This window comes from Marinobacter denitrificans (assembly GCF_008795955.1).
Taxonomy (GTDB): Bacteria; Pseudomonadota; Gammaproteobacteria; order Pseudomonadales; family Oleiphilaceae; genus Marinobacter; species Marinobacter denitrificans.
In genome coordinates this window covers 648,247-670,670 of record NZ_VMHN01000001.1, presented here as the reverse complement: position 1 = coordinate 670,670, position 22,424 = coordinate 648,247, and the positions used below count along the sequence as shown (strand labels likewise).

General features: G+C 57.4%; 20 protein-coding genes. 12 read left to right on the top strand and 8 right to left on the bottom strand.

Features of this window, described 5'->3' with window-relative positions; all coding sequences use genetic code 11:
- Positions 1-5: 5 nt before the first annotated feature.
- The 6 genes from FO268_RS03150 to FO268_RS03125 all read right to left on the bottom strand — a co-directional run bounded on the left by FO268_RS03150 (position 6) and on the right by FO268_RS03125 (position 6,832).
- Positions 6-677: an amino acid ABC transporter permease gene (locus FO268_RS03150; RefSeq protein WP_150989457.1), complete on the bottom strand. Its 672-nt coding sequence runs from the start codon at positions 675-677 to the stop codon at positions 6-8.
- A gap of 69 nt (positions 678-746) precedes the next feature.
- Entirely contained in the window at positions 747-1,505 is a 759-nt protein-coding gene (locus FO268_RS03145) for a transporter substrate-binding domain-containing protein (RefSeq protein ID WP_150989454.1), read from the bottom strand.
- 228 nt (positions 1,506-1,733) lie between these two features.
- A complete protein-coding gene (gene metF, locus FO268_RS03140) occupies positions 1,734-2,603 on the bottom strand; it encodes a methylenetetrahydrofolate reductase [NAD(P)H] (RefSeq protein ID WP_150989451.1) in 870 nt (289 codons plus the stop codon).
- Positions 2,604-2,618: 15 nt separating this feature from the next.
- The gene (ahcY, locus tag FO268_RS03135) at positions 2,619-4,013 is read right to left on the bottom strand and encodes an adenosylhomocysteinase (protein WP_150989448.1); all 1,395 of its coding nucleotides are present in this window, start codon (positions 4,011-4,013) and stop codon (positions 2,619-2,621) included.
- A gap of 477 nt (positions 4,014-4,490) precedes the next feature.
- Positions 4,491-5,681, bottom strand: a complete 1,191-nt coding sequence (metK, locus tag FO268_RS03130) for a methionine adenosyltransferase (RefSeq protein WP_150989445.1) — start codon at positions 5,679-5,681, stop codon at positions 4,491-4,493.
- A gap of 149 nt (positions 5,682-5,830) precedes the next feature.
- Entirely contained in the window at positions 5,831-6,832 is a 1,002-nt protein-coding gene (locus FO268_RS03125) for an ArsR/SmtB family transcription factor (RefSeq protein WP_150989442.1), read from the bottom strand.
- A gap of 234 nt (positions 6,833-7,066) precedes the next feature.
- Between FO268_RS03125 and tkt the strand changes: the two genes are divergently transcribed.
- The 6 genes from tkt to FO268_RS03095 all read left to right on the top strand — a co-directional run bounded on the left by tkt (position 7,067) and on the right by FO268_RS03095 (position 14,386).
- Entirely contained in the window at positions 7,067-9,067 is a 2,001-nt protein-coding gene (gene tkt / locus FO268_RS03120) for a transketolase (protein WP_150989439.1), read from the top strand.
- A complete protein-coding gene (gene gap / locus FO268_RS03115; RefSeq protein WP_150989436.1) occupies positions 9,067-10,095 on the top strand; it encodes a type I glyceraldehyde-3-phosphate dehydrogenase in 1,029 nt (342 codons plus the stop codon). Before tkt ends, gap begins: the two co-directional genes overlap by 1 nt.
- A 28-nt stretch (positions 10,096-10,123) precedes the next feature.
- The gene (locus tag FO268_RS03110; RefSeq protein ID WP_150989433.1) at positions 10,124-11,284 is read left to right on the top strand and encodes a phosphoglycerate kinase; all 1,161 of its coding nucleotides are present in this window, start codon (positions 10,124-10,126) and stop codon (positions 11,282-11,284) included.
- A 183-nt stretch (positions 11,285-11,467) separates the two neighbouring features.
- A complete protein-coding gene (gene fba, locus FO268_RS03105; protein WP_150989430.1) occupies positions 11,468-12,532 on the top strand; it encodes a class II fructose-bisphosphate aldolase in 1,065 nt (354 codons plus the stop codon).
- Positions 12,533-13,051: 519 nt separating this feature from the next.
- Complete coding sequence (locus tag FO268_RS03100) at positions 13,052-14,029, top strand: DnaJ C-terminal domain-containing protein (RefSeq protein ID WP_150989427.1); 978 nt, start codon at positions 13,052-13,054, stop codon at positions 14,027-14,029.
- A 12-nt stretch (positions 14,030-14,041) separates the two neighbouring features.
- The gene (locus tag FO268_RS03095) at positions 14,042-14,386 is read left to right on the top strand and encodes a chaperone modulator CbpM (protein WP_150989424.1); all 345 of its coding nucleotides are present in this window, start codon (positions 14,042-14,044) and stop codon (positions 14,384-14,386) included.
- A 45-nt stretch (positions 14,387-14,431) separates the two neighbouring features.
- Here the strand turns inward: FO268_RS03095 and FO268_RS03090 are convergent, their stop codons facing one another.
- Entirely contained in the window at positions 14,432-14,602 is a 171-nt protein-coding gene (locus tag FO268_RS03090; protein WP_150991611.1) for a DUF6435 family protein, read from the bottom strand.
- Between the two features lie 159 nt (positions 14,603-14,761).
- Here FO268_RS03090 and FO268_RS03085 point away from each other — a divergent pair, with 159 nt between their 5' ends.
- The 3 genes from FO268_RS03085 to FO268_RS03075 are packed head-to-tail and all read left to right on the top strand — an operon-like array spanning position 14,762 to position 18,649.
- Complete coding sequence (locus FO268_RS03085) at positions 14,762-16,207, top strand: DUF5666 domain-containing protein (RefSeq protein WP_150989421.1); 1,446 nt, start codon at positions 14,762-14,764, stop codon at positions 16,205-16,207.
- 37 nt (positions 16,208-16,244) lie between these two features.
- Positions 16,245-17,108, top strand: coding sequence for a DUF6502 family protein (locus FO268_RS03080; protein ID WP_150989419.1), 864 nt, complete (start codon positions 16,245-16,247; stop codon positions 17,106-17,108).
- Positions 17,105-18,649 carry a DUF5666 domain-containing protein gene (locus FO268_RS03075; RefSeq protein ID WP_150989416.1) on the top strand — a complete coding sequence of 515 codons (1,545 nt, stop codon included), beginning with the start codon at positions 17,105-17,107 and terminating at the stop codon, positions 18,647-18,649. The genes FO268_RS03080 and FO268_RS03075 overlap by 4 nt, the downstream gene beginning before the upstream one ends.
- A 54-nt stretch (positions 18,650-18,703) precedes the next feature.
- On the opposite strand, the gene FO268_RS03070 is transcribed toward FO268_RS03075, so the two are convergent.
- A complete protein-coding gene (locus tag FO268_RS03070; protein ID WP_150989413.1) occupies positions 18,704-19,669 on the bottom strand; it encodes an NAD(P)H-dependent flavin oxidoreductase in 966 nt (321 codons plus the stop codon).
- Between the two features lie 108 nt (positions 19,670-19,777).
- On the opposite strand from FO268_RS03070, the gene FO268_RS03065 reads away from it, so the two are divergent.
- The 3 genes from FO268_RS03065 to trhO all read left to right on the top strand — a co-directional run bounded on the left by FO268_RS03065 (position 19,778) and on the right by trhO (position 22,424).
- Positions 19,778-20,500 (top strand): DsbA family protein, encoded by a 723-nt coding sequence (locus FO268_RS03065; RefSeq protein WP_150989410.1) that lies wholly within the window; start codon positions 19,778-19,780, stop codon positions 20,498-20,500.
- 169 nt (positions 20,501-20,669) lie between these two features.
- Positions 20,670-21,230 (top strand): porin family protein, encoded by a 561-nt coding sequence (locus FO268_RS03060; RefSeq protein WP_150989408.1) that lies wholly within the window; start codon positions 20,670-20,672, stop codon positions 21,228-21,230.
- 183 nt (positions 21,231-21,413) lie between these two features.
- Positions 21,414-22,424 (top strand): oxygen-dependent tRNA uridine(34) hydroxylase TrhO, encoded by a 1,011-nt coding sequence (gene trhO / locus FO268_RS03055; RefSeq protein WP_150989405.1) that lies wholly within the window; start codon positions 21,414-21,416, stop codon positions 22,422-22,424.

Genomic DNA, 22,424 nt, shown 5'->3' with positions numbered 1-22,424 from the left:
ATCCTTCAGACAGAAGCCAGTCCGCGCCGCTCTATGAAGCGGAGCACGAGAGAGAGGGAGAGGGTAATCGCGAGATACATCAATGCCACCACGAAGTAGACCTCGAAGGCAGTAAAGGTATTGGCGATATACACCTGGCCCTGACGAACCAGCTCACCCACACCGATGACCGAGAACAGTGAGGTGTCCTTGATGCTCACGATCGCCTGATTGCCCAGGGGCGGGATCATGCGGCGGAAAGCCTGGGGCCAGATGATCGACCAGAATGTCTGGGACCGGGACAGGCCCAGTGACAGCCCCGCTTCGGTCTGGCCCTTGTCGATAGACTGCACGCCGCCCCGCACGACTTCGGAGATATAGGCGCCAGAGTTCAGGGCAATGGCAGCGATACCGGCGGTCAGCGGATCAATGGGGCCGCCTACCAGGTCTGGCAAGCCATAGAAGATGAATAGCACCTGAACCAGAATCGGGGTGCCGCGAAAAATTTCGATGTAGGCCGTGGCTGGCCAGCGAAAGAACCACTTTTTATTGATACTCAGCAAGCCGAAAATGATGCCGAGTACGAAGCCGATGGCGAGGCCGCCAAAGGAAATAAGAAGGGTGTAGGGAATACCTTTAAGCAGGTAGGGAATCGAGTTGATGGCAGCCTGCCAGTCAAACTGAAACTGGAATTCCACAGTGGGTGTCTCCGTTGGATGGGGAGTTGCCAGCCGGGGCGTTGTGCGCCCCGGCTGTGGTTTTCAGTTTTACTCGCCTTCTGGCATTTCGCCGAACCACTTCTCGTAGATATCCTTGTACGTGCCGTCTTCCTTGATCTCAGCGAGGGCGTCATTCACCTCGTCCACCCATTCGCTGCCTTTCTTCAGAGCAATGCCATATTGCTGGCCTTCGTACAACTTGCCGACAGTCTTTACCTTGCCTTCACCCTTGGTGCTGGCGAAGTAGCCGACGTTGGGTGCATCGTAGAAAACCGCATCAACAGCGCGGGACATCAGCGCCATGTACATGTCTGAACTGCCCGGATAAGGGGTAACTCCGTCGTCTTCATCCAGTGTTTTCATCAGGTAGTCGTAACTGGTGCTGCCGATCTTGGTGCCGATTTTCAGGCCTTCCAGGTCGGAAATCTCTTCAACATTATCGTTATCCTCGCGCACCAGGATTCGCAGGCCGGAATCATAATACGGGTCAGAGAAATCAACGATTTCCTTGCGCTCTTCGGTAATGGTAATGCCAGCGATTGCGATATCCACGTTGCCGGTCTGCAGGGCAGGGATGATGCCGTTGAAGTCCATGGTGTTCAGGTCGATCTCAAAGCCGGCACGATCTGCCACTTCGCGGATGATCTCCATATCGAACCCGATCATCTCACCGGTTTCCTGGTCCATCATCTCGAAGGGCACGAAGCTGGGGTCGGTGACGACACGCAGCGTCTCTGCACTGACGGTTCCTGCGGCAACGGTGAGTGCCAGGGTTGCGCCAACCGTTTTAATCCATTTGGTGCTCATACAATCTCCTGTTTTTGCTTTTATTGCCCGTGCACCCGGTGGAGTGCTCCGGAAAAGGCGGGCTGATCAAGCCGGTTCTTTCCGGGGGCAGTTAATGGAACTGCAACCTTTACACTTTAGACCATTAACCGGAGAAATGCAGGAAATCAAATGGTTGGAGGAGGGGAGAGGGAAGAAAAATGGTCGGATTACGCCATAAAGGGCCGTAATCCGACAGAAGCGGGCTCGTCAGAAAGCGATCTTCTCACGTTCACCAAGCCCAAGGTTCTTCCAGATACTGACACTGGGTTCAGCCTGGTTCAGGGTGTAGAAGTGCAACCCTGGCGCTCCGGCGGCCAGTAGCTTTTCGCACATGCGGGTGACCACTTCCTCGCCAAACTTGCGGATGCTGTCGCTGTCCTCGCCGTAGGCTTCCAGCTGTTTGCGGATCCAGCGGGGAATTTCGGCACCGCACATGTCGGAGAAGCGGGTCAGGTTGGAAAAGTTGACGATGGGCATGATGCCCGGCACCACCGGAATGGTGACGCCCATCTTTTCCAGCCGGTCGATAAAGTAGAAGTAGCTGTCTGCGTTGAAGAAATACTGGGTAATAGCGCTGTTGGCGCCGGCTTCCACCTTGCGGGCGAAGTTCTTAAGATCATCTTCCGCGGTGCGGGCCTGGGGATGAAACTCCGGGTAGGCCGCCACTTCGATATTGAAGGTATCGCCGCTGTGCTCGCGGATGAAACTCACCAGCTCATTGGCGTAGCGCAGTTCACCGGCGGCCCCCATGCCGGAAGGCATATCGCCCCGCAGGGCCACGATGCGGTTGATACCGTTCTCACGGTAAACGTCCAGCAGTTCTGCAATGCTGTCGCGGGTGGCGCCCACGCAGGACAGGTGCGGGGCGGTAGAGACACCCCGCTTGTGCAGGTCCAGCACCGTCTGCACGGTGCGATCCCGGGTTGAGCCGCCGGCCCCAAAGGTGACCGAGAAGAAATCCGGGTCAACCTCTGCCAGCGTGTTGCGAACGCCCTGCAGCTTTTCCCAGCCCTTATCGGTCTTGGGCGGGAAAAACTCAAAGCTGAAGCGGCGCTTGAACTGTTTCTGGGTTTCCATGCTGCTACTACCTGATCAGTACTTGTAACTTTCCGGCTTGTACGGTCCTTCGACCGGTACACCAATGTAACTTGCCTGCTCCGGTGTCATCTTGGTGATCACGCCACCAAAACCTTCAACCATGGCGCGGGCCACTTCCTCGTCCAGCTGCTTGGGCAGAACCTGAACGTAGATACCTTTCTCGCGGGCATCTTCCGGAAGATCGGCAAACTTGCGCTCGAACAGGTACATCTGCGCCAGCACCTGGTTGGCGAACGAGCCATCCATGATCCGTGACGGGTGGCCGGTGGCGTTGCCCAGGTTCACCAGGCGGCCTTCGGACAGCAGGATCAGGTGGTCGTTGATGGCCTTGTCGCGATACACCACGTGTACCTGCGGTTTGACCTCGTCCCACTCCCAGTTCTTGCGCATGTAGGCGGTGTCGATCTCGTTGTCGAAGTGGCCGATGTTGCACACAACGGCGCCGCTCTTCAGAGACTTGAGCATATTGGCATCACACACGTTCATGTTGCCTGTGGTGGTGACCAGCAGATCGGTGTTCTGCAGCAACGCCTTATCAATGCCGGCTTCGGTGCCGGTGTTCACGCCGTCGAGATACGGAGACACCACTTCAAAACCGTCCATGCAGGCCTGCATGGCACAGATCGGGTCGGCTTCGGTGATCTTTACGATCATGCCTTCCTGGCGCAGGGAAGCGGCAGAGCCCTTGCCCACATCGCCGTAACCGATAACCAGCGCTTTCTTGCCAGCCATCAGGTGGTCGGTGGCGCGCTTGATGGCGTCGTTCAGGCTGTGGCGACAACCGTACTTGTTGTCGTTCTTGGACTTGGTGACCGCATCGTTGACGTTGATGGCCGGCACCTTCAGCTTGCCGTCCCGCAGCATTTCCTGCAGGCGGTGGACGCCGGTGGTGGTCTCCTCGGTTACACCGTGGCACTTGGCCAGGATTTCCGGATACTTCTCGTGCAGCAGCGCCGTCAGGTCGCCGCCGTCGTCCAGGATCATGTTGGGTTCCCAGCCTTCCACGTCGGCACCGACGGTGCGCTCGAGACACCAGTCGTACTCTTCGTCGGTTTCGCCTTTCCAGGCAAACACGGGAATGCCCTGTGCCGCGATGGCTGCTGCGGCCTGGTCCTGGGTAGAGAAGATATTGCACGATGACCAGCGTACGTTGGCGCCAAGCTCGATCAGGGTTTCAATCAGTACGGCGGTCTGGATGGTCATGTGGATACAACCCATGACGTTGGCGCCTTCCAGCGGCTGCTCGCCTTTGTACTTTTCGCGGAGCTTCATCAGCGCCGGCATTTCGCCTTCAGCGATGTTGATTTCCTTACGGCCCCAGGCCGCGAGTGAAATATCGCGGACTTTGTAGTCATCGAATTGGTTCAGTTTTTCTGCTGGAGTGCTCATGGTGTTCTCCTGTCGTGAATCTCTGGATTGGGAGTTGCTGCTCCCTTACTGTTGAATTCGGGTGCTGTCGGTGGTGGGGGTCTTCCTTCCCGGAAACGCTACGAGCACATCCATGTGCGCTTGGGGTCGGCCATCCTTGGCCTCCCACATTCCGGGAAGGAAGACCCCCACCACCTCGTTCGAATTTTTGGCGTATGCCGTTAGGAATACGCACCAAACTGTTGAATCGGCCCACTACAGGTGTCGGACTCTGTCACTAACTTCCGCTCCTGGGTATTAAACCCGAGAAGCCCTCACCATAATGCGAAGCGGTGGTGAGGGACCCCTTTCATGGACTGTGGGAGGCCAGGGATGGCCGACCCCAAGCGCACACGGACGTGCTTGTAGCGTGTCCATGGAAGGGGTCCCTCAGCGCCGCCACCCCCATCAGTAGCGGGCTAACCCAAGCCTGAGTCCAAGCCGAGGCCCAAGCCCAAATTAGATACCAGCGGCATCCTTAAGAAGATCTGCCCGGTCCGTCTTCTCCCATGGGAAGGAAGTAAACGTCTTGCCGCCAACCGTCATCTCGGCGGGCTCGCGACCAAAGTGGCCGTAGGCCGCTGTTGCACGGTACATCGGGTGCAGCAGGTCCAGCATGTTGGTGATGGCGTACGGGCGCAGGTCGAAGTTCTGGCGGATCAACTGGATGATCTTGTCGTCGCCGATCTTGCCTGTGCCGAAGGTGTTGACCGAGATGGATGTTGGCTCGGCAACACCGATGGCGTAAGACACCTGGATCTCGCACTTTTCCGCCAGGCCGGCGGCAACAATGTTCTTCGCCACGTAACGGCCGGCATAGGCTGCAGAGCGATCCACCTTGGACGGGTCCTTGCCGGAGAAGGCGCCGCCGCCGTGGCGTGCCATGCCGCCGTAGGTGTCGACGATGATCTTGCGGCCGGTCAGGCCGCAGTCGCCAACGGGGCCGCCAATCACGAACTTGCCGGTGGGGTTGATGTGGAACTGGGTGTCTTTGTGCAGCAGCTCCGCCGGCAGGGCGTGCTTGACGATCAGCTCCATCACTGCTTCTTTCAGGTCAGCCTGGGACACGTCTTCGTCGTGCTGGGTGGACAGGACCACGGCGTCAATGCCGGTAACCTTGCCGTTTTCGTAGCGGCAGGTGACCTGGCTTTTCGCATCCGGGCGCAGCCATGGCAGCAGGCCGCTCTTGCGTGCTTCGGCCTGGCGCTGGACCAGGCGGTGGGAGAAGGTGATCGGCGCCGGCATCAACACGTCGGTTTCGTTGCTGGCGTAGCCGAACATCAGGCCCTGGTCGCCTGCGCCCTGGTCTTCCGGCTTCTGGCGGTCAACGCCCTGGGCGATGTCCACGGACTGTTTGCCGATGATGTTGATGATGCCACAGGTGTCGCCGTCGTAGCCTACGTCGGAGGAGGTGTAGCCGATGTCTTTGATCACACCCCGTACCAGGTCTTCCAGGTCAACCCAGGCGCTGGTGGTAATTTCACCGCCCACGATGGCGACACCGGTTTTCACCATGGTTTCACAGGCAACCCGGGCATGGGGGTCGTCCACGAGGATGGCGTCGAGTACGGCATCAGAAATCTGGTCTGCCAGTTTGTCAGGATGGCCTTCAGAGACCGATTCGGAGGTAAAGACGCTGTAATCAGACATAGGGTTGCTCCTCTGTGAGCGTTGCAAATTCGTGCCGGTGGTGAATCTCGGTTTCCGTCCGGCCGTGGTGATGTCGGTATCGTAAATCAGTTTTCAGAGTCTGCATAATTCTATATCAAAAAAAATTGATACAGTTTTGATTTCTGCCTTCAGGCAGCCTCCGGGTTTTTCCAGAATTCTCTTACCTGCACCTGGAATCCGTTGCGCAGGCCGATAAATAAAGACTCGCCGGCAATCAGGCCGGCTTCTGCCGCCCAGCTTGTGAGTTCTTCAGGTTCGAAGCCCAGCCAGAGATCGCCGCAGGCTTCCTTCGCCCAGTCCTGGTCGTGGCTGCACAGGTCGCTGATCACCAGGCAGCCGCCGGTTTTCATCAGTGCGGCGGCGTCCAGGAAAATGTCTGCAGGGCTAGGAACGTGGTGCAGCACCATATTGGCCACCACCAGGTCAAAATCGTCACCCCGGGCAAGCAGGTGGTCGGTCACGCCTTCGATCAGGTCGACGTTGTTCAGGCGCTCGTCGATGCAGGTGCGTGTGGCCTTTGCCAGCATGTCACGGGAGTTGTCCAGGGCCACCACGTACTCGCAGAGTTTCGACAGTACGGGCAGGAACGCGCCTTCGCCGGGGCCGATTTCCAGGGCGGTTTTCCACTCATGCCGGCTGGAGCGGTTGCGGATCAGGTTGGCCACCGGTTCGGCATACAATTCGAACGCGGCAATCAGTTCCTGCTGCTCCCGGAATTTTTCCGCATAACGGGCGAAAAAAGCCTGGGACTGATCGGCACGCTGGTTGCGGATCGCCTCAATTTTTCCCTGCAGATGTTCCGGCAGGGGAATGCGGTCTACCGTGTCGAACACCTGGCGGATGGTCTGGTCGGTAAGCTTGTCGCTCTCCAGATTCAGCGGGCGCCGGTAGAAAATGGCGTTGCCCTCACGCTGGGGTTCCAGCAGCCCCGCTTTGTGCATCACTTTCAGGTGGTGGCTCATACCGGACTGGCGCATATCGAACAACTGGCTCAGCTCCAGAACGCCAAAAGTGTCCCGGCGCAACACACGAAGGATCTCCAGGCGCAGCGGGTCGCCGCTCGCTTTGAAGATCGGTGCCAGAGCGTCCACGGAGGACAGGTCGTTTACGTGTGTGGTCAGTGATGTCATGGAACGAAGTTTAGGGCTGTCTGATCAGTCAATCAATATCTATATCAAAATAAATTGATATAGAGTTAGATCTGTTTGAAAAATCAGCCAAAATTTCTGCTGCTATTACCTGTCGCCTGAAAGGGGCATAAAAAGAGTGACGCCGATTTGCCCCGGTGGTCACTAATCGGCGAAAATACGCGCCTTCTTTTTATCAGTTCACCTTTTTGCCGACCAAAACTGGAGAAAACGTCAATGCCATCTCGCACAGATCTCGCCAACGCCATTCGCGCGCTGAGCATGGATGCGGTTCAGAAAGCCAAATCCGGCCACCCGGGCGCGCCCATGGGTATGGCGGACATCGCCGAGGTACTCTGGAATGATTTCCTCAGCCACAACCCGGCCAACCCGAAGTGGGCCAACCGCGACCGTTTTGTGCTCTCCAATGGCCACGGCTCCATGCTGCAGTATTCCCTGCTGCATCTGAGTGGCTATGACGTCTCCATTGATGACATCAAGAACTTCCGTCAACTGCACTCCAAGACCCCGGGCCATCCTGAGTATGGCTACACGCCCGGCGTTGAAACCACCACTGGCCCGCTGGGGCAGGGGATTGCAAATGCGGTCGGTTTTGCCCTGGCAGAGAAAGCCCTGGGCGAACAGTTCAACCGTCCCGGGCACAGCATTGTTGATCACTACACCTATGCCTTCCTGGGCGATGGCTGCCTGATGGAAGGTATCTCCCACGAGGTGTCTTCCCTTGCCGGCACACTGGGCCTGGGCAAGCTGATCATGTTCTATGACGACAACGGCATCTCCATTGACGGCGAAGTAGACGGCTGGTTCACCGACGACACGCCCAAGCGTTTCGAATCCTATGGTTGGCAAGTGATTCCCGCGGTTGACGGCCACAATCCCGAAGCGGTCCGCAGCGCCATTCAGGCAGCCCGCGCCAACACGTCCCAGCCCACCCTGATCTGCTGCAAGACCATCATCGGTTTCGGCTCTCCCAACAAGCAGGGCACCGAGGCCTGTCACGGTGCGGCCCTCGGCGAGGACGAAGTGGCCCTGACCCGCGAGAAGCTGGGCTGGAACCACGGGGCCTTTGAGATCCCCTCGGAAATCTATAGCGCCTGGGATGCGCGCGAGAAGGGCGCCGCCGCTGAGGCCGAGTGGGATCAAGCTTTTGCCGCTTACGAGAAAGCGGAGCCGGAACTGGCTGCCGAGCTGAAGCGCCGTATGGCGGGCGACCTGCCGGCAGACTTCTCCGAAAAGGCCCAGGCTTACATCCAGGAATGTCAGGACAAGGGCGAGACTGTCGCCAGCCGCAAGGCTTCCCAGAATACGCTGAACGCCTATGGCCCATTGCTGCCTGAGCTGCTGGGTGGCTCTGCCGACCTGGCCGGTTCCAATCTTACTATCTGGAATGGCAGCAAACCGCTGACCAAAGAGGACGCTAGCGGAAACTACGTGTACTACGGTGTTCGCGAGTTCGGCATGGCTGCCATCATGAATGGTGTTGCCCTGCACGGTGGCTTCGTGCCCTACGGCGCCACCTTCCTGATCTTTATGGAATACTGCCGTAACGCCGTGCGGATGGCCGCATTGATGAAACAACGCTCCATCTACGTCTTCACCCATGACTCCATCGGCCTGGGCGAAGACGGGCCGACACATCAGCCGGTCGAGCAGATGGCCAGCCTGCGCACCACGCCGAACATGAGCACCTGGCGCCCGGCCGATGCCGTGGAATCGGCGGTAGCCTGGAAAGCCGCCCTTGAGCGTACCGACGGCCCCACGGCCATGGTCTTCTCCCGTCAGGGCCTGCCTCATCAGCAGCGTGACGCAGATCAACTGGCGAACATCGCCAAAGGTGGCTATATCCTCTCCGACAGCGAAGGCACGCCGGATCTTATCCTGATTGCCACCGGCTCCGAAGTCGGCCTGGCCCAGGACGCCGCGGCTGCGCTGCGGGAGAAGGGCAGCAAGGTGCGCGTGGTATCCATGCCCTCTACTGATATCTTTGATGCCCAGAGCGCTGCCTACAAGCAGGAAGTGCTGCCACTGGAAGTGACCAACCGTGTTGCTGTCGAAGCCGGCATTGAGGACTACTGGTACAAGTATGTTGGCCTGGACGGCCGGGTTGTGGGCATGAGCACCTTCGGTGAGTCCGCGCCTGCGGGTGAGCTGTTCAAAGAGTTCGGCTTCACCGTGGATAACGTGATCGCCGTGGCCGGGGAGCTGCTGGAAGCCTGATGACCACCGCTGCACCGTATCGCATCGCCATCAATGGATACGGCCGTATCGGCCAGTGTGTCCTGCGTGCGCTCTATGAGAACGGTTTTCGCGACCACCTGCAGGTGGTCGCGATTAACGAGCTGGCGGATATCGACACCATTGCCCACCTCACCCGTTATGACTCCACCCATGGCCGATTCCAGGGTGACATTACCGTTGAGGGCGATTCCCTGCTGGTGAATGGTGATCGAATCCGGGTGCTCCGCCATGCGGATGCATCGGAGCTGCCCTGGGGTGAACTGGGCGTGGACCTGGTATTGGAATGTTCCGGGGCCTTCAGCGACCGGGCGACCGCCGAGCAGCACCTGAAGGCCGGCGCTGCTCGGCTGCTGTTCTCACAACCGGCAGAGTCCGATGTGGATCGCACGGTGGTTTACGGTGTCAACCAGGGCCAGTTGACCGCATCGGACCGTATCGTTGCGGCAGCGTCCTGCACCACCAACTGCCTGGTGCCTGTCATCCAGATACTGGATGAGGCCCTGGGAGTGGAGCAGGGCAGCACCACTACGATTCATGCTGCCATGAACGACCAGCCTGTGATTGACGCCTACCACCACCAGGACTTGCGCCGCACCCGCAGTGCCCTGCACAACATCGTTCCCGTGGATACCGGCCTGGCCAAGGGCATCGAGCGCCTGCTTCCCCATATGGAAGGCAGGTTCAGCTCTGTGGCCATGCGGGTGCCCACCATGAATGTGTCGGCAATCGATATGGTAGTGAACGTTCGGAAGAACACCTCGGTGGAGGCGGTGAATAATTTATTACAAAACGCCGCCCGCGGCCCGCTGAAACGTATTCTGGGCTACACCGACGAGCTTCTGGCCAGCTCCGATTTCAACCACGATGCCCACTCCAGCATTGTGGACGGAGGCCAGACGCGTGTAACCGGTGGCACCATGGTGAAGGTGCTGTGCTGGTTTGATAACGAGTGGGGGTTCGCAAATCGGATGCTGGACGTCAGCAAACACTGGTTGTCCGGCCACTGAAACTATTTTTGATCAGGGGATGAACATTATGGCTATCAAGCGAATGACCGATCTGGACCTCGCAGGCAAGCGAGTACTGATCCGTGAAGATCTGAACGTACCGGTAAAAAACGGTGAAGTTACCAGCGATGCCCGCATCCGCGCCTCGCTGCCCACCATCAAGGCCGCAAAAGAGGCGGGTGCCCGGGTAATGCTGATGTCCCACCTGGGCCGCCCGGAAGAAGGTGTTTACGACGAAGCCTCCTCCATGAAGCCGGTGGCTGACCATCTTGGCAAGTTACTGGGCCAGGAAGTCCGCCTGATTGCCGATTACCTCGACGGCGTTGAAGTGGCCGAAGGCGAAGTGGTGCTGTTTGAAAACGTGCGCTTCAACAAGGGCGAGAAGAAAGACGACGAAGATCTGGCTAAAAAGTACGCCGCGCTGTGCGACGTCTACGTGATGGACGCCTTTGGTACCGCCCACCGCGCCCAGGCCTCAACCCATGGTGTTGCCCGTTTCGCGCCCGAAGCCTGCGCCGGCCCGCTGCTGGCGGCAGAACTGGAAGCCCTCGGCAAGGCCCTGGACAACCCGGCCAAGCCCGTGGTCGCCATTGTCGGCGGCTCCAAGGTGTCCACCAAGCTGGACGTGCTGAACGCCTTGGAAAAAGTCTGCGATTCCATCATCGTCGGTGGCGGTATCGCCAACACCTTCCTGGCGGCCGCAGGCCATCCGGTGGGTAAATCCCTGTGCGAACACGACCTGATCGACACCGCCCGGGAAATCGCCTCCCGCGTTGAAATCCCGCTGCCGGTGGATGTGGTGGTCGCCAGCGAATTCGCGGAAACCGCGACCGCCACCACCAAAAACATCTCCGACGTCAGCGAGGACGACATGATCCTCGACGTTGGCCCGGAAACCGCTGGTCAGTTTGCCGATCTGCTGAAAAATGCCAAAACCATCCTCTGGAACGGCCCGGTCGGCGTATTCGAATTCGACCAGTTCAGCAACGGCACCCAAGCCCTGGCGAAAGCCATCGCAGAAAGCGATGCCTTCTCCCTGGCTGGCGGTGGTGATACGGTCGCCGCCGTTGACAAGTACGGTGTGAGTGACAAAATCTCGTACATTTCCACCGGCGGCGGTGCTTTCCTGGAGTTTGTGGAAGGCAAGACGCTACCGGCTGTCGCGGTATTGGAAGAGCGCGGCGCCTGAATACATTAAGTGCATGACGCCAGGAAGCGGGCAAGCTGTGCGGGACACGCCGTTAATACGTCCCTGTAGGCTCGTAAAAAACATCCATGTTTTTTACGGTCCCGCACAGCTTGCCCGCTCCCTGGCTCGCGAACACTGTGCAAGTACTCGACTTCATTTTCATTTAGCAAGGAGACTGACCCCATGGCCCTGATATCGATGCGGCAACTGCTGGATCACGCCGCCGAGCACGGCTACGGCGTGCCTGCCTACAACGTGAATAACCTGGAGCAGATGCGCGCCATCATGGAAGCGGCTGACAAAACCGACTCTCCGGTGATTGTCCAGGCCTCTGCCGGCGCCCGCAAATACGCGGGTGCGCCGTTCCTGCGTCACCTTATTCTGGCGGCTATTGAAGAGTTTCCGCATATTCCAGTGGTTATGCATCAGGATCACGGCACCAGCCCTTCCGTTTGTCAGCGTTCGATCCAATTGGGCTTCAGTTCCGTGATGATGGACGGCTCTTTGGGTGAGGACGGGAAAACGCCCACCGACTACGAATACAACGTCGACGTCACCCGTCGTACCGTGGAAATGGCCCACGCCTGTGGCGTTTCCGTGGAAGGCGAGCTGGGCTGTCTGGGTTCCCTGGAAACCGGTCAGGCCGGTGAAGAAGACGGCATCGGCGCGGAAGGTACCCTGGATCACAGCCAGATGCTGACCGACCCTGAAGAAGCGGCCGACTTCGTCAAGAAAACCCACGTGGACGCCCTGGCCATTGCCATTGGCACCAGCCACGGCGCCTACAAGTTCACCCGTCCACCGACCGGTGACATCCTGGCTATTGACCAGATCAAAGCCATCCACGCCCGCATCCCGGACACCCACCTGGTCATGCACGGCTCCAGCTCCGTTCCCCAGGAGTGGCTGAAGATCATCAACGAATACGGTGGTGAGATTCCGGAAACCTACGGTGTACCCGTTGAGGAAATCGTCGAAGGCATCAAGCACGGCGTTCGCAAGGTCAACATCGACACCGACCTGCGCCTGGCAAGCACCGGCGCGGTCCGTCGCTTCCTGGCCCAGAACCCGGCCGAATTCGACCCGCGCAAGTTCCTGAAAGAAACCATGAAGGCGATGACAGACGTCTGCGTTGCCCGCTATGAAGCCTTCGGAACCGCCGGCAATGCCAGCAAGATCAAGCCAGTTAACCTTGAGCGCATGTTTGAGCGGTATGCTTCTGGGGAGCTAGATCCCAAGGTAAGGTAAGCTTTGGAGCTTGCCTCTTCTTTGTAGCCTGCTGGCCTGGCGGGCTCCGCAGAGGTGGGCTTTCCTTCCGGGACACGTCGTGAATACGTCCCTGTAGACTCCTAAAAAACATCCCTGTTTTTTAGGGTCCCGGAAGGAAAGCCCACCTCTGCTTGTTCGGCCCCTCGATATCGCATGCTCTGACACTCGTCGCCAATCTTCTTTGCGCTATTGGCGGCGATAACTCGAATGCCAAAAAGCCCCGGTGGGAACGCCCTTCCAGAAATGTGGAGCGCCAGGGATGGCGCGACCAAGCCCTACATGGACGTATTCACGGGCGTTTTCTGGAAGGGGGTTCCCATCGGGGCGTACCGCCACTTGGCAGGCTAGGTGCCTAACCCAAAGGCACAACCGAAGTCAGACAACTGATACGCATCAATTCTGACACACCCCCACCTTGTAATTTTCATTTCCTCATCAACTATAGAGTTAGTAACCGGGCAAACATGCCCAGTCGTCTAAACAGGTGTGAGGAGCAGAATGGACTTCAAAGACTATTACGCCGTGCTCGGTGTGAGCGAGTCTGCCTCCCCCGAGGAGATCAAAAAGGCCTACCGCAAACTGGCCCGGAAATACCATCCGGATGTCAGTAAGGAGCAAGACGCCTCCGATAAGTTCAAAGACGTCGGCGAGGCCTATGAAGTACTGAAAGACCCCGAAAAACGGGCGGAATACGATGAGCTGAAAAAATACGGTGCGCGGCAGGACGGATCGTTCCAGCCACCTCCGGGATGGCAAAGCGCATCTGGCTTTGGTGGCGGTGGTTTTACCGACGCCGATGCGTCGCAGTTCAGTGACTTTTTTGAAGAAATCTTCGGTGGCGGCCGTCGTTCAGGTTCCGGTGCCGGCTTTGGGGGTGGCTACGGTGGTCAGCGCCACTCCATGCGCATGCGGGGTGAAGATGTTCACGCACGGCTAGCGCTGTTTCTGGAGGAAGCGTTCCATGGCTGCGAGAAGCAGATCTCGTTCAATGTCCATGAGGCCGATGACAAAGGCCGGGTAGTGCCACGGCAGAAAACCCTCAACGTGAAAATCCCTGCCGGCATGAAAGAGGGGCAGCATATCCGCCTGAAAGGCCAGGGCGCGCCCGGCATAGGCGGTGCAGAGAATGGCGACCTGTTTATCGAAGTGGAATACGCGCCGCACCCCCTGTTCACGGTGGAAGGCAAGGATATACTGGTAACAGTGCCCATCGCACCCTGGGAGGCTGCCCTCGGTGCCTCGGTTACGGTTCCCACCGTTGGCTCGAAGGTAAACGTGAAGGTGCCCAAGGGCTCGTCCAGTGGCCGCAAACTGCGCCTCAAGGGCAAAGGCCTGCCGGGCAAACATCCCGGGGACCAGTTGGTAGTGTTGCAGATCGTGATGCCTGAGCGGCACAGCGACGAAGCCGAGGAGTTATACAAGCAACTGGCCGAGGCTGAAAAAGGGTTCAATCCACGTAGCAAGTTGCATGTGTGAGCGGGGTGAAGGATGACTGACAAAGACCGGATTCTGAGCGTCGAACTGGTGGAACCCACCGCTACATTCACCTTGCGGGAAATCTGCGAGCGTGGTGACTGCCATGCCGAGTTCGTGATCAAGCTGGTGAACTACGGTGTGATCACGCCGGTAGAGGAATCACCAGAGGCGCGACAGTGGCAGTTTGATCTCGACGCCCTGGCCCGTTTACAAAAGGCTCAGCGTTTGCAGAGAGATCTCAAAATGAATCTGCCTGGGTTGGCGATGTCTCTGGAACTTCTCGACGAGGTCCAGGAAATGAGGCGTGAAGTCGATCGGTTAAATCGGCAATTAAGGCATTTTTTAGGCGAAACATAGTCCGCAGGGCGGGTGGGCCAGCCGACCCACCCGCCAGGCTAAAAACTACTCCTTACCCATCTTCTGCAGTTCGGCGTAAATCTTTTCCGCTTCTTCCATCAGCGTGCCATGCGTGCGGAGATCGCCGTTGCGCTGGGCGTGCAGCGCTTTCTGCAACTTGGCCTCGTACTCTTTCTGAAGCTTTTTCTTCGGATCACCCTTCAAAAATCCCAGCATCATTTTTCCCCTGCTTTCATTTGTCTGTTCAGTAGCTTACGCCCTTGAGGCCGGAAAGTTCACAAAATTTCATGGTCAATAACTGGACAGCTCCAAAAAATGGGAATAAATTCCCAATTAAATATTTGGGAAAATAATCCCAATCAAAGGAGAAGGCCAATGAAACGTAATCCCCTTACAACAGCAATCAAACTGGCCCTGACCGGTGCAGTCGTCGGTTCTCTCGTTGCCTGTGGCGGAGGTGGTTCCAGCTCGTCGAGCAGTGACACCGCATCCTCGGGCACCAGTGTCGGGCCCGTGTCGGGTTTTGGAAGTGTGTATGTGAATGGCACCCGCTTTGATACCAACGGCAGTGTTAACAGCGACGACGGCATCGAGCGGGAAACCCAGCTTGAGAAAGGCATGATTCTCAAGGTCCGTGGCCGGTGGGACGATGACGGGCAGGGCGAAGCAGATCGCCTGGATTACGACGATTCCATCCGCGGCGAATTGCAGTCGGCGAGCTGGAACGGGCCGGACCTGCTGGATGGCGAAGGCACGTTGATTGTCGCAGGGCAGGAAATCCTGGTGGACGGGCAAACGGTATTCAAGGGCGCTACGCCCGCTGACCTCAACGGTGTTGCCCCTGGCATCTACCGTGTTCGAGTCAGCGCCTGGCGCCTTGACGACGGCAGCTTCCGTGCCAGTTTCGTGGGGATAAAACCCGTCAGCGAAGATTTCGATGACACCAACGAAGTAGAAATCGAAGGCCTGGTCCACAACCTGGACAATGTTGCCCAGACATTTCAGATCAATGGCATTGAAGTGGATTACCAGAGCGCCGAGTTTGACGATGATCTGAAACCGGGCGATCTCGCTGACGGCCTGGCCGTTGAAGTTGAGGGTTTCATCGATAGCAATGGCGTTCTGATTGCCGAAGAGATTGACGACGAAGACGACCTGTTTGATGACGATGATGATGTCGAGATTGCCGGGGCCATTTCCGGCGATTACCACGAAGCCAGCAGGCAGTTCAGCCTTAATGGCATTATCGTTCAGGTGAATGGCGGCACCGAGTTTGACGACGGTCTGAGAGAAAGTGATCTGGGCGATGGTCTGCTGGTTAAAGTCGAAGGCAGCTTCCGTAACGGTGTGCTCGTAGCCGAAGAGGTCGAACCCCGGGACGGTGATGCTGAAGTGGATGGCGTTATTGAATCCAGAAGCGGCGAAGAGCTTGTGGTCAGCGGTGTACGCGTCGTGCTGACAGGCAACACCCTTATCGAAGATGACGATGACGACGATGATGACAACATCACCATGAGAACCCGCGATATTGAAAGCCTGCGGGTGGGCGATTTTATAGAGGTTGAAGGTCGCCAACGAGCGGCCGGTGGCGACTATCTGGAAGCCATCAAAATCGAACGCGAGGACAGCGATGAGGAGGGTTATGAGATGGAAGGACGAGTAACGGCCGTTACTGACAGCTCCGTTACGGTTCTTGGTCTCACGCTGTCAGGTGGTGGCGCGGATCTATCTGGCATCCGTGTGGGCGACCAGGTAGAAGTCGATTACTTCCGCAATGCGGGCGGTGACTATGTAATCGACGAAATAGAGGAAGACGACTGATTGGTCTTGACGCCACTATGGGAATACAATCCCAAATATGAAAAAGTCCAATACCCAACCTCTGCACCGGGCGCTGTATCGCATTCTGCGCCCGCTGGCTCGTCTGCTGCTCCGCAATGGTATTCCATTTGCGGAGTTTGCGGAGCTGGTCAAGCGGGCCTACGTGGATGCCGCCCTGGAAGACTTCTCTGATAATCGCAAAAAGCCGACAGACTCCCGTGCTGCGGTGATGACCGGCCTGACCCGAAAAGAAGTCAGAAAACAGCGCGAGATCCTGGCGGGTGAGGATGACGGTAGCCCGGCTAACCGGCATGAAAACCGGGCCTCCCGCGTTGTTTCCGGCTGGGTCCATGATTCTGCATTCCAGACGGGCGCCGGAGAACCGGCCCAACTGCCGTTTGATGGCCCGCTCAGCTTCAGCGAGCTGGTAAAACGCTACAGCGGTGATATGACGCCCCGGGCGGTGCTCGAGGAGCTGGTGCGGGTAGGCGTGGTGGAAACCGAAGCCTCCGGGAAACTGGCATTGCGCCAGAGGGCGTACGTACCTGCTGGTGACAGTGAAGAAATGCTTCAGATTTTCGGGGAGGACGTATCAGATCTTATAGCGACCATTGATCACAATCTGGTGGGCAGCGAGGCTGATAGTCAGCCCCTGTTCCAGAGAACACTGGTGTACAACAATATACCCCCGGAAGTTGTGGCGCGCTGGCGCAGGTATGCGGCGCAACAGTCACAGGCTATGCTTGAGCAGCTGGACAAGTGGCTTGGCCCCTACGACCGTGACATCGCCGGCCATGGAGCAAACAGGGCCACCGGCGAGGCGGTCAGAACGGGTGTAGGTGTTTTCTATTTTGAAGATCCGGTTCAGTTATCCGCAAGCGGCAGGGAGAAACGCACATGAAGCCGAAGTCCATCCAGTCAGCTACCCGCTTTACATTAGGCGCTTTATCCATCGGTATCCTGACCGCATGCGGTGGTGGAGGCAGTGCTAGCCTTGATATCGCGGACGGTGGCATCCGTGGCACGGGATCCAGTGTGGGGCCGGTTTCAGGATTTGGTAGCGTATTTGTTAACGGCGTCCGGTTTGATACCGGGGATCTGAACGGCCAGGTTCAGAGCGACGACGGCATCACTGCAGAGTCGGAACTGGACGAAGGCATGATCCTGCGGGTTGACGGTGAATGGCGGGATGATGGCACGGGTACTGCTGATGCCCTTGAGTATGACGATACGCTCCGTGGCAGGATAGAGAGTGTTGCCCCTGATACCTCAGGAGCGGGGGAGTTTGTAGAAATCGAGGTGATGGGCCAGACCGTCGTTGTCGAGAAGCAAACGGTGGTACGCGGTACAACGTTCGCAGATCTTCTGAGTGGTAATGGTACCGACCTGAGCGTACGCGTCAGTGCCTGGCGCCAGGAAGATAGTTCCTTCCGTGCAAGCTACGTTGGTGTACTTGCGCAGAGCACGGTAGGAGACGTGGAAGTTGAGGGCGCTATCGAAGAGGGTTCGGTTGAGCCTGGCAGTTTTACCCTTAACGGTGTCAACGTGACCTACGGCAGCAATGTCGAATTTGGTGACGGATTGAGTGAGAGTGACCTGGTCCCGGGGAGTTACTTTGAAGTTGAAGGCGACTACTCCGGTGGCACGTTGGAAGCCAGGCAAATCGAAAGGGACGACTTCCGCCGCTACAATCGGGCCAGCGATGACGATATAGAATTTACCAGCCCCATTCAGGTGTCTTTCAGTGCCTCCGGCTCCGGACCCCAGGACGGAGAGTTCCGTATGAGCGACCTTGTGGTCAGGGTCACTGAGGAAACGGAATTGGATGGTGGGCTTACGGTCGCTGATTTGCAGCAAGGGATTCTGGTCCAGGTTGAAGGCGAGTTTACTGCCGACCGTACAGTTGTAGCCGAAGAGATTGAGCTTAGAGAGGGGACCGCGGAAGTCACGGGCGCTATAACGTCGCTGGTTGATCTTACCGCCCGGACCTTCGAAGTGGGTGGTGTGCTGGTACAGATAACACCGTTTACGATCATCACCGATGACGATGACGATACCCGTATCAGCCTGGAAGACCTGTTCCGTGGCGATGAGGTAGAGGTAGAGGGTGTCGAAAGAGAAGATGGTAGTGGGGCTATTTTCCTTGAGGCACTCAAAGTCGAGCGAGAAGAGCCCGAAGATGATGGTGATGAACAGAACGAGTTCGAACTGGAGGGAAAATTACGCGCCATTGATGATCAGTCAATCACCGTGCTGGGCGTAAGGATGAATATTGGCATCGGTGCGTTTGAGGGGAATACCGACCGCTCGGTTATTGAGCAGATGGTTAGCCCTCAAACCGGAGAGTTCCCATTGGTTGAAGTGGAATACTCACTCGCGGTTTCAGGGCAGCATTCTTACAGGGCCGATGAAATCGAACTCGAAGAAGATGACGACGACTGATCGCCAACAGCGATAACCGGGTGCCCCTCAGGGCACCCGGCATTGCTCACAGTTCTAACCGCAAATCCGCGAGCGGGCTTCCTGATACTCGTCGCTTATACGCTGGACCAGGTCACTGACAGAAACCACATCCGTAATCTGGCTCACCCCCTGGCCAGCGGACCAGACGGTTTTCCAGGCTTTGGCCTCATCGTTCACGGGCTTCAGCTTCTCACCATAATCGAGTTTGCCGGGCTCGTTCAGTTTATCCATGGGGTAGCCCGCGGCTTCCAGGCTCTGGCGCATGAAGTTGGCGGGGATGCCTGACACCGCCGGCGTGTGGATGATATCCCCGGATACCGCTTCCAGGATCATGTTCTGGTAGGCGGCTTCCGCCAGTGATTCGGTGGTATTGATAAAACGGGTGCCCATGTAGCACAGGTCCGCGCCCATGGCCTGGGCAGCGAGGATATCTTCGCCTTTGGAAAGCGCGCCAGCGAGCAGAATAATGCCGTCGAACACCTCACGGATTTCATGAACCAGCACGAACGGATTGACGGTGCCGGCATGGCCGCCCGCGCCGGCGGAAACGGCGATAATACCATCCACACCTGCCTCGGCCGCCTTGCGCGCATGCTTCTGGTTGGTAACGTCGTGGAAAACCATGCCACCGTAGCTGTGTACGGCTTCGGTCACACGGGTTGCCGCGCCAAGGGACGTAATCACAATCGGCACCTGGTGTTTCACGCACAGTTCCAGGTCGGCCTCCCAGCGGGGGTTGGTACGGTGAACAATCAGGTTGACAGCATAGGGTGCGATTTTTCTGTCCGGATGGGTCTGGCGTAGGTCATCCAGGCCCTCGTTCATCTGAATCACCCATTTCTCGAAATCTTCACTGCTGCGCTGGTTCAGGGCAGGAAAACTGCCAACAATGCCTTGCCGGCAGCACGCAAGTGCCAGCTCCGGGCCGGAGATCAGGAACATGGGGGCGGCCACCAGGGGGAGGCTCAGCGAGTTCTTCAGTGATTCGGGTAACGCCATGAGAATTCCTTAATTTATGCTGGAACTTATGTACGGTATAAGGGATCTTAGCGTGCTCACTACCGCCTGAAAATGACCAGAAACGAATAAACAACAAGGAGCTCCATTATGGGCGAAGCAAAAAGAAGAAAGGAAACCGGTGCGCCGCCTCCCGTGCGGAAGAAGGGCCGCAAATCGCTGTATCTGGGTGTTGGGGTCATTGTCATCGCCTTTGTTGCCGTAGGCGTGTTTTTCCTCACGGCCAGTCCGGATCCGTCCTCTGATGCTCTGCCGGTTGCCGCCCCCAATGCCAACCCTTTCCCGGCCGAGCTGGATCGCTTTGGTATCTCAGTGGGCGATCCCGATGCCCCTGTGGTTGTGCGGGAATTCGCGGATTACCAATGCCCTGCCTGTGCGCGGTTCTCGGACGCGAGCGAGCAACTGAAACAGGAGTACGTGGAGACTGGCAAGGTGCGTTTCGTCTATTTTGATCTGCCCCTGCAACAACACGACAATGCTGTGCCCTCAGCCCACGCTGCACGCTGTGCAGGGGATCAGGGTGCCTACTGGGAAATGCACGACGAGTTATTTGATATGCAAACCGAGTGGAGTGGTTCCGGTAGCCCCGTGGATACCTTCAGCCGATACGCGAACGATCTGGGGCTGGATGAGCGCAGATTCCGCCGGTGCATGAGTACGGACCTTCATATTGATGACATCGAGCAGAGCCGCCGCGTGGCCATGCAGCTGCGCGTGACCAGCACGCCAACCGTGCTTGTGGATAACGTACGCCTGACCCGTCCGGGCTGGGGGCAGTTATCTGCAGTAGTAGAGCGTGAGCTGGCCGACTGAGCAAAGTCCCCATTTTGGAACGTCCTGAAAACTCCCGCATTGCGGGAGTTTTTTTGTTCGGCCTCAAGGAATTAGGGAGAAAAATGAATTATTATTCACCCGCCTTGCAAACTGATGATTAAAAAATGTTGTTGGGGGCTTTGGGCCGGCCTCTATAAAGGAGCAAGTAATGAAGAATAAGATTGTTTTGGGGTCTGTGTTCGCTGTGCTGGCATCTTTCGCTTCCAATGCGTCTGCCCAGGAGTCTGTCGATGGTGGCTATGTGGGGCTGAACTACAGCTTTCTGACCTATGAAGAAGACGGAATTTCCGAAGAATTCGATCTGGGCGCCCTGGTGGGAAAAGCCGGGGTGCGGATCAATCCTTACCTCTCTGCCGAATTAAGGGCCGGTTTTGGTGCCAAAGATGATTCAATCAGCGCCAATGGTTATTCTCTGGAGCTGGAGCTTGATTACATGGTGGGTGGCTATATGGCGCTGGGGCTTCCCAACGAAAGCCCCGTCTATCCCTACGTAATTGTCGGTGCCACCAAGGGTGAGCTGACTGCCTCTGCGACGGGCCCCGGTGGCTCAGCCAGCCTATCAGAGTCGGAATCCGACATTTCCTTTGGTCTGGGCGCCAACCTGGATATCAATAAGGATTTCCAGGTCAACGGCGAGTACATGCAGTATATCGACAAGGATGGCGCGGAAATCTCCGGCGTCTCCATCGGTTTCGCCGTACTGTTCTGATCTCTGTCGGCACGTAATTTACCGGCACCTTTCCTGGTGCCGGGCTCTCCCGAAGATTCTATCCGTAACCCCCCCGTAATACTTTCCGGCATTCGGATTCGTTAGAATGGCGGCTTTATGCCCTTGGGCGATCACTAACCATGCTCCGGATTTACGGTCCGGCCCGCAGGAGAAACCAGACTCATGAGCCAGGATGTTGTTGTCTGCGCGCTATACAAGTTCGCAGTTCTGAATGATTACAAAGCCCTTCGCCAGCCGCTGCTGGACCTGATGCTTGAGAAGGACGTGCATGGCACTTTGTTGCTTGCCCGTGAAGGCATCAACGGCACCATTGCCGGCAGCCGTGAGGGGGTGGATGCGATCCGGCACTGGCTGGATGCCGATGAGCGATTTGAGGGTATTGATTACAAGGAATCTTTCGTGGATATCCAGCCCTTCAAACGCACCAAGGTGAAGCTGAAGAAAGAGATCGTCACCATGGGTGTGGAGGGTATTGATCCGAAACGTATTGTGGGCACCTACGTGGAGCCGAAAGAGTGGAATGATCTGATCGCCGACCCGGACGTAATGGTTGTGGACACCCGTAACCAGTACGAAGTGGAGATCGGAACCTTCAGAAATGCCAGGAACCCGGCTACGGATACGTTCCGCGAGTTCCCCGAGTACGTAAAGGAGAATCTGGACCCTTCGAAACACAAGAAGGTCGCCATGTTCTGCACCGGGGGCATCCGGTGTGAAAAATCCACGGCATTCCTGAAAGAGCAGGGTTTTGATGAGGTGTATCACCTCAAGGGAGGCATCCTCAGATACCTGGAGGAAGTCCCGGAATCACAGAGCCTGTGGCAGGGTGAATGCTTTGTGTTTGACGACAGGGTAACCGTGAACCACAAGCTGGAACGGGGTGAGTATGACCAGTGCCATGCCTGTCGCAGGCCGATTACCGCCGAAGACAAACAGCGCCCGGAGTACGAGCAGGGTGTGAGCTGTCACCGGTGTATTGACTCGCTGACTGAAGAGCAGAAGGCCCGCTTCGCCGAGCGCGAGCGTCAGATGCGCCTGGCAGAACAGCGGGGCGAAGCGCATGTGGGCGGCGAAGCGGCACGAATCATTGCGGAGCGAAAAGCCCGAAAGAAGGCAGAGCGTGAGCAGCAGGCCCGAAAAAGTGCCATGGGTGAGCGTCATGCGAAGTCCTGA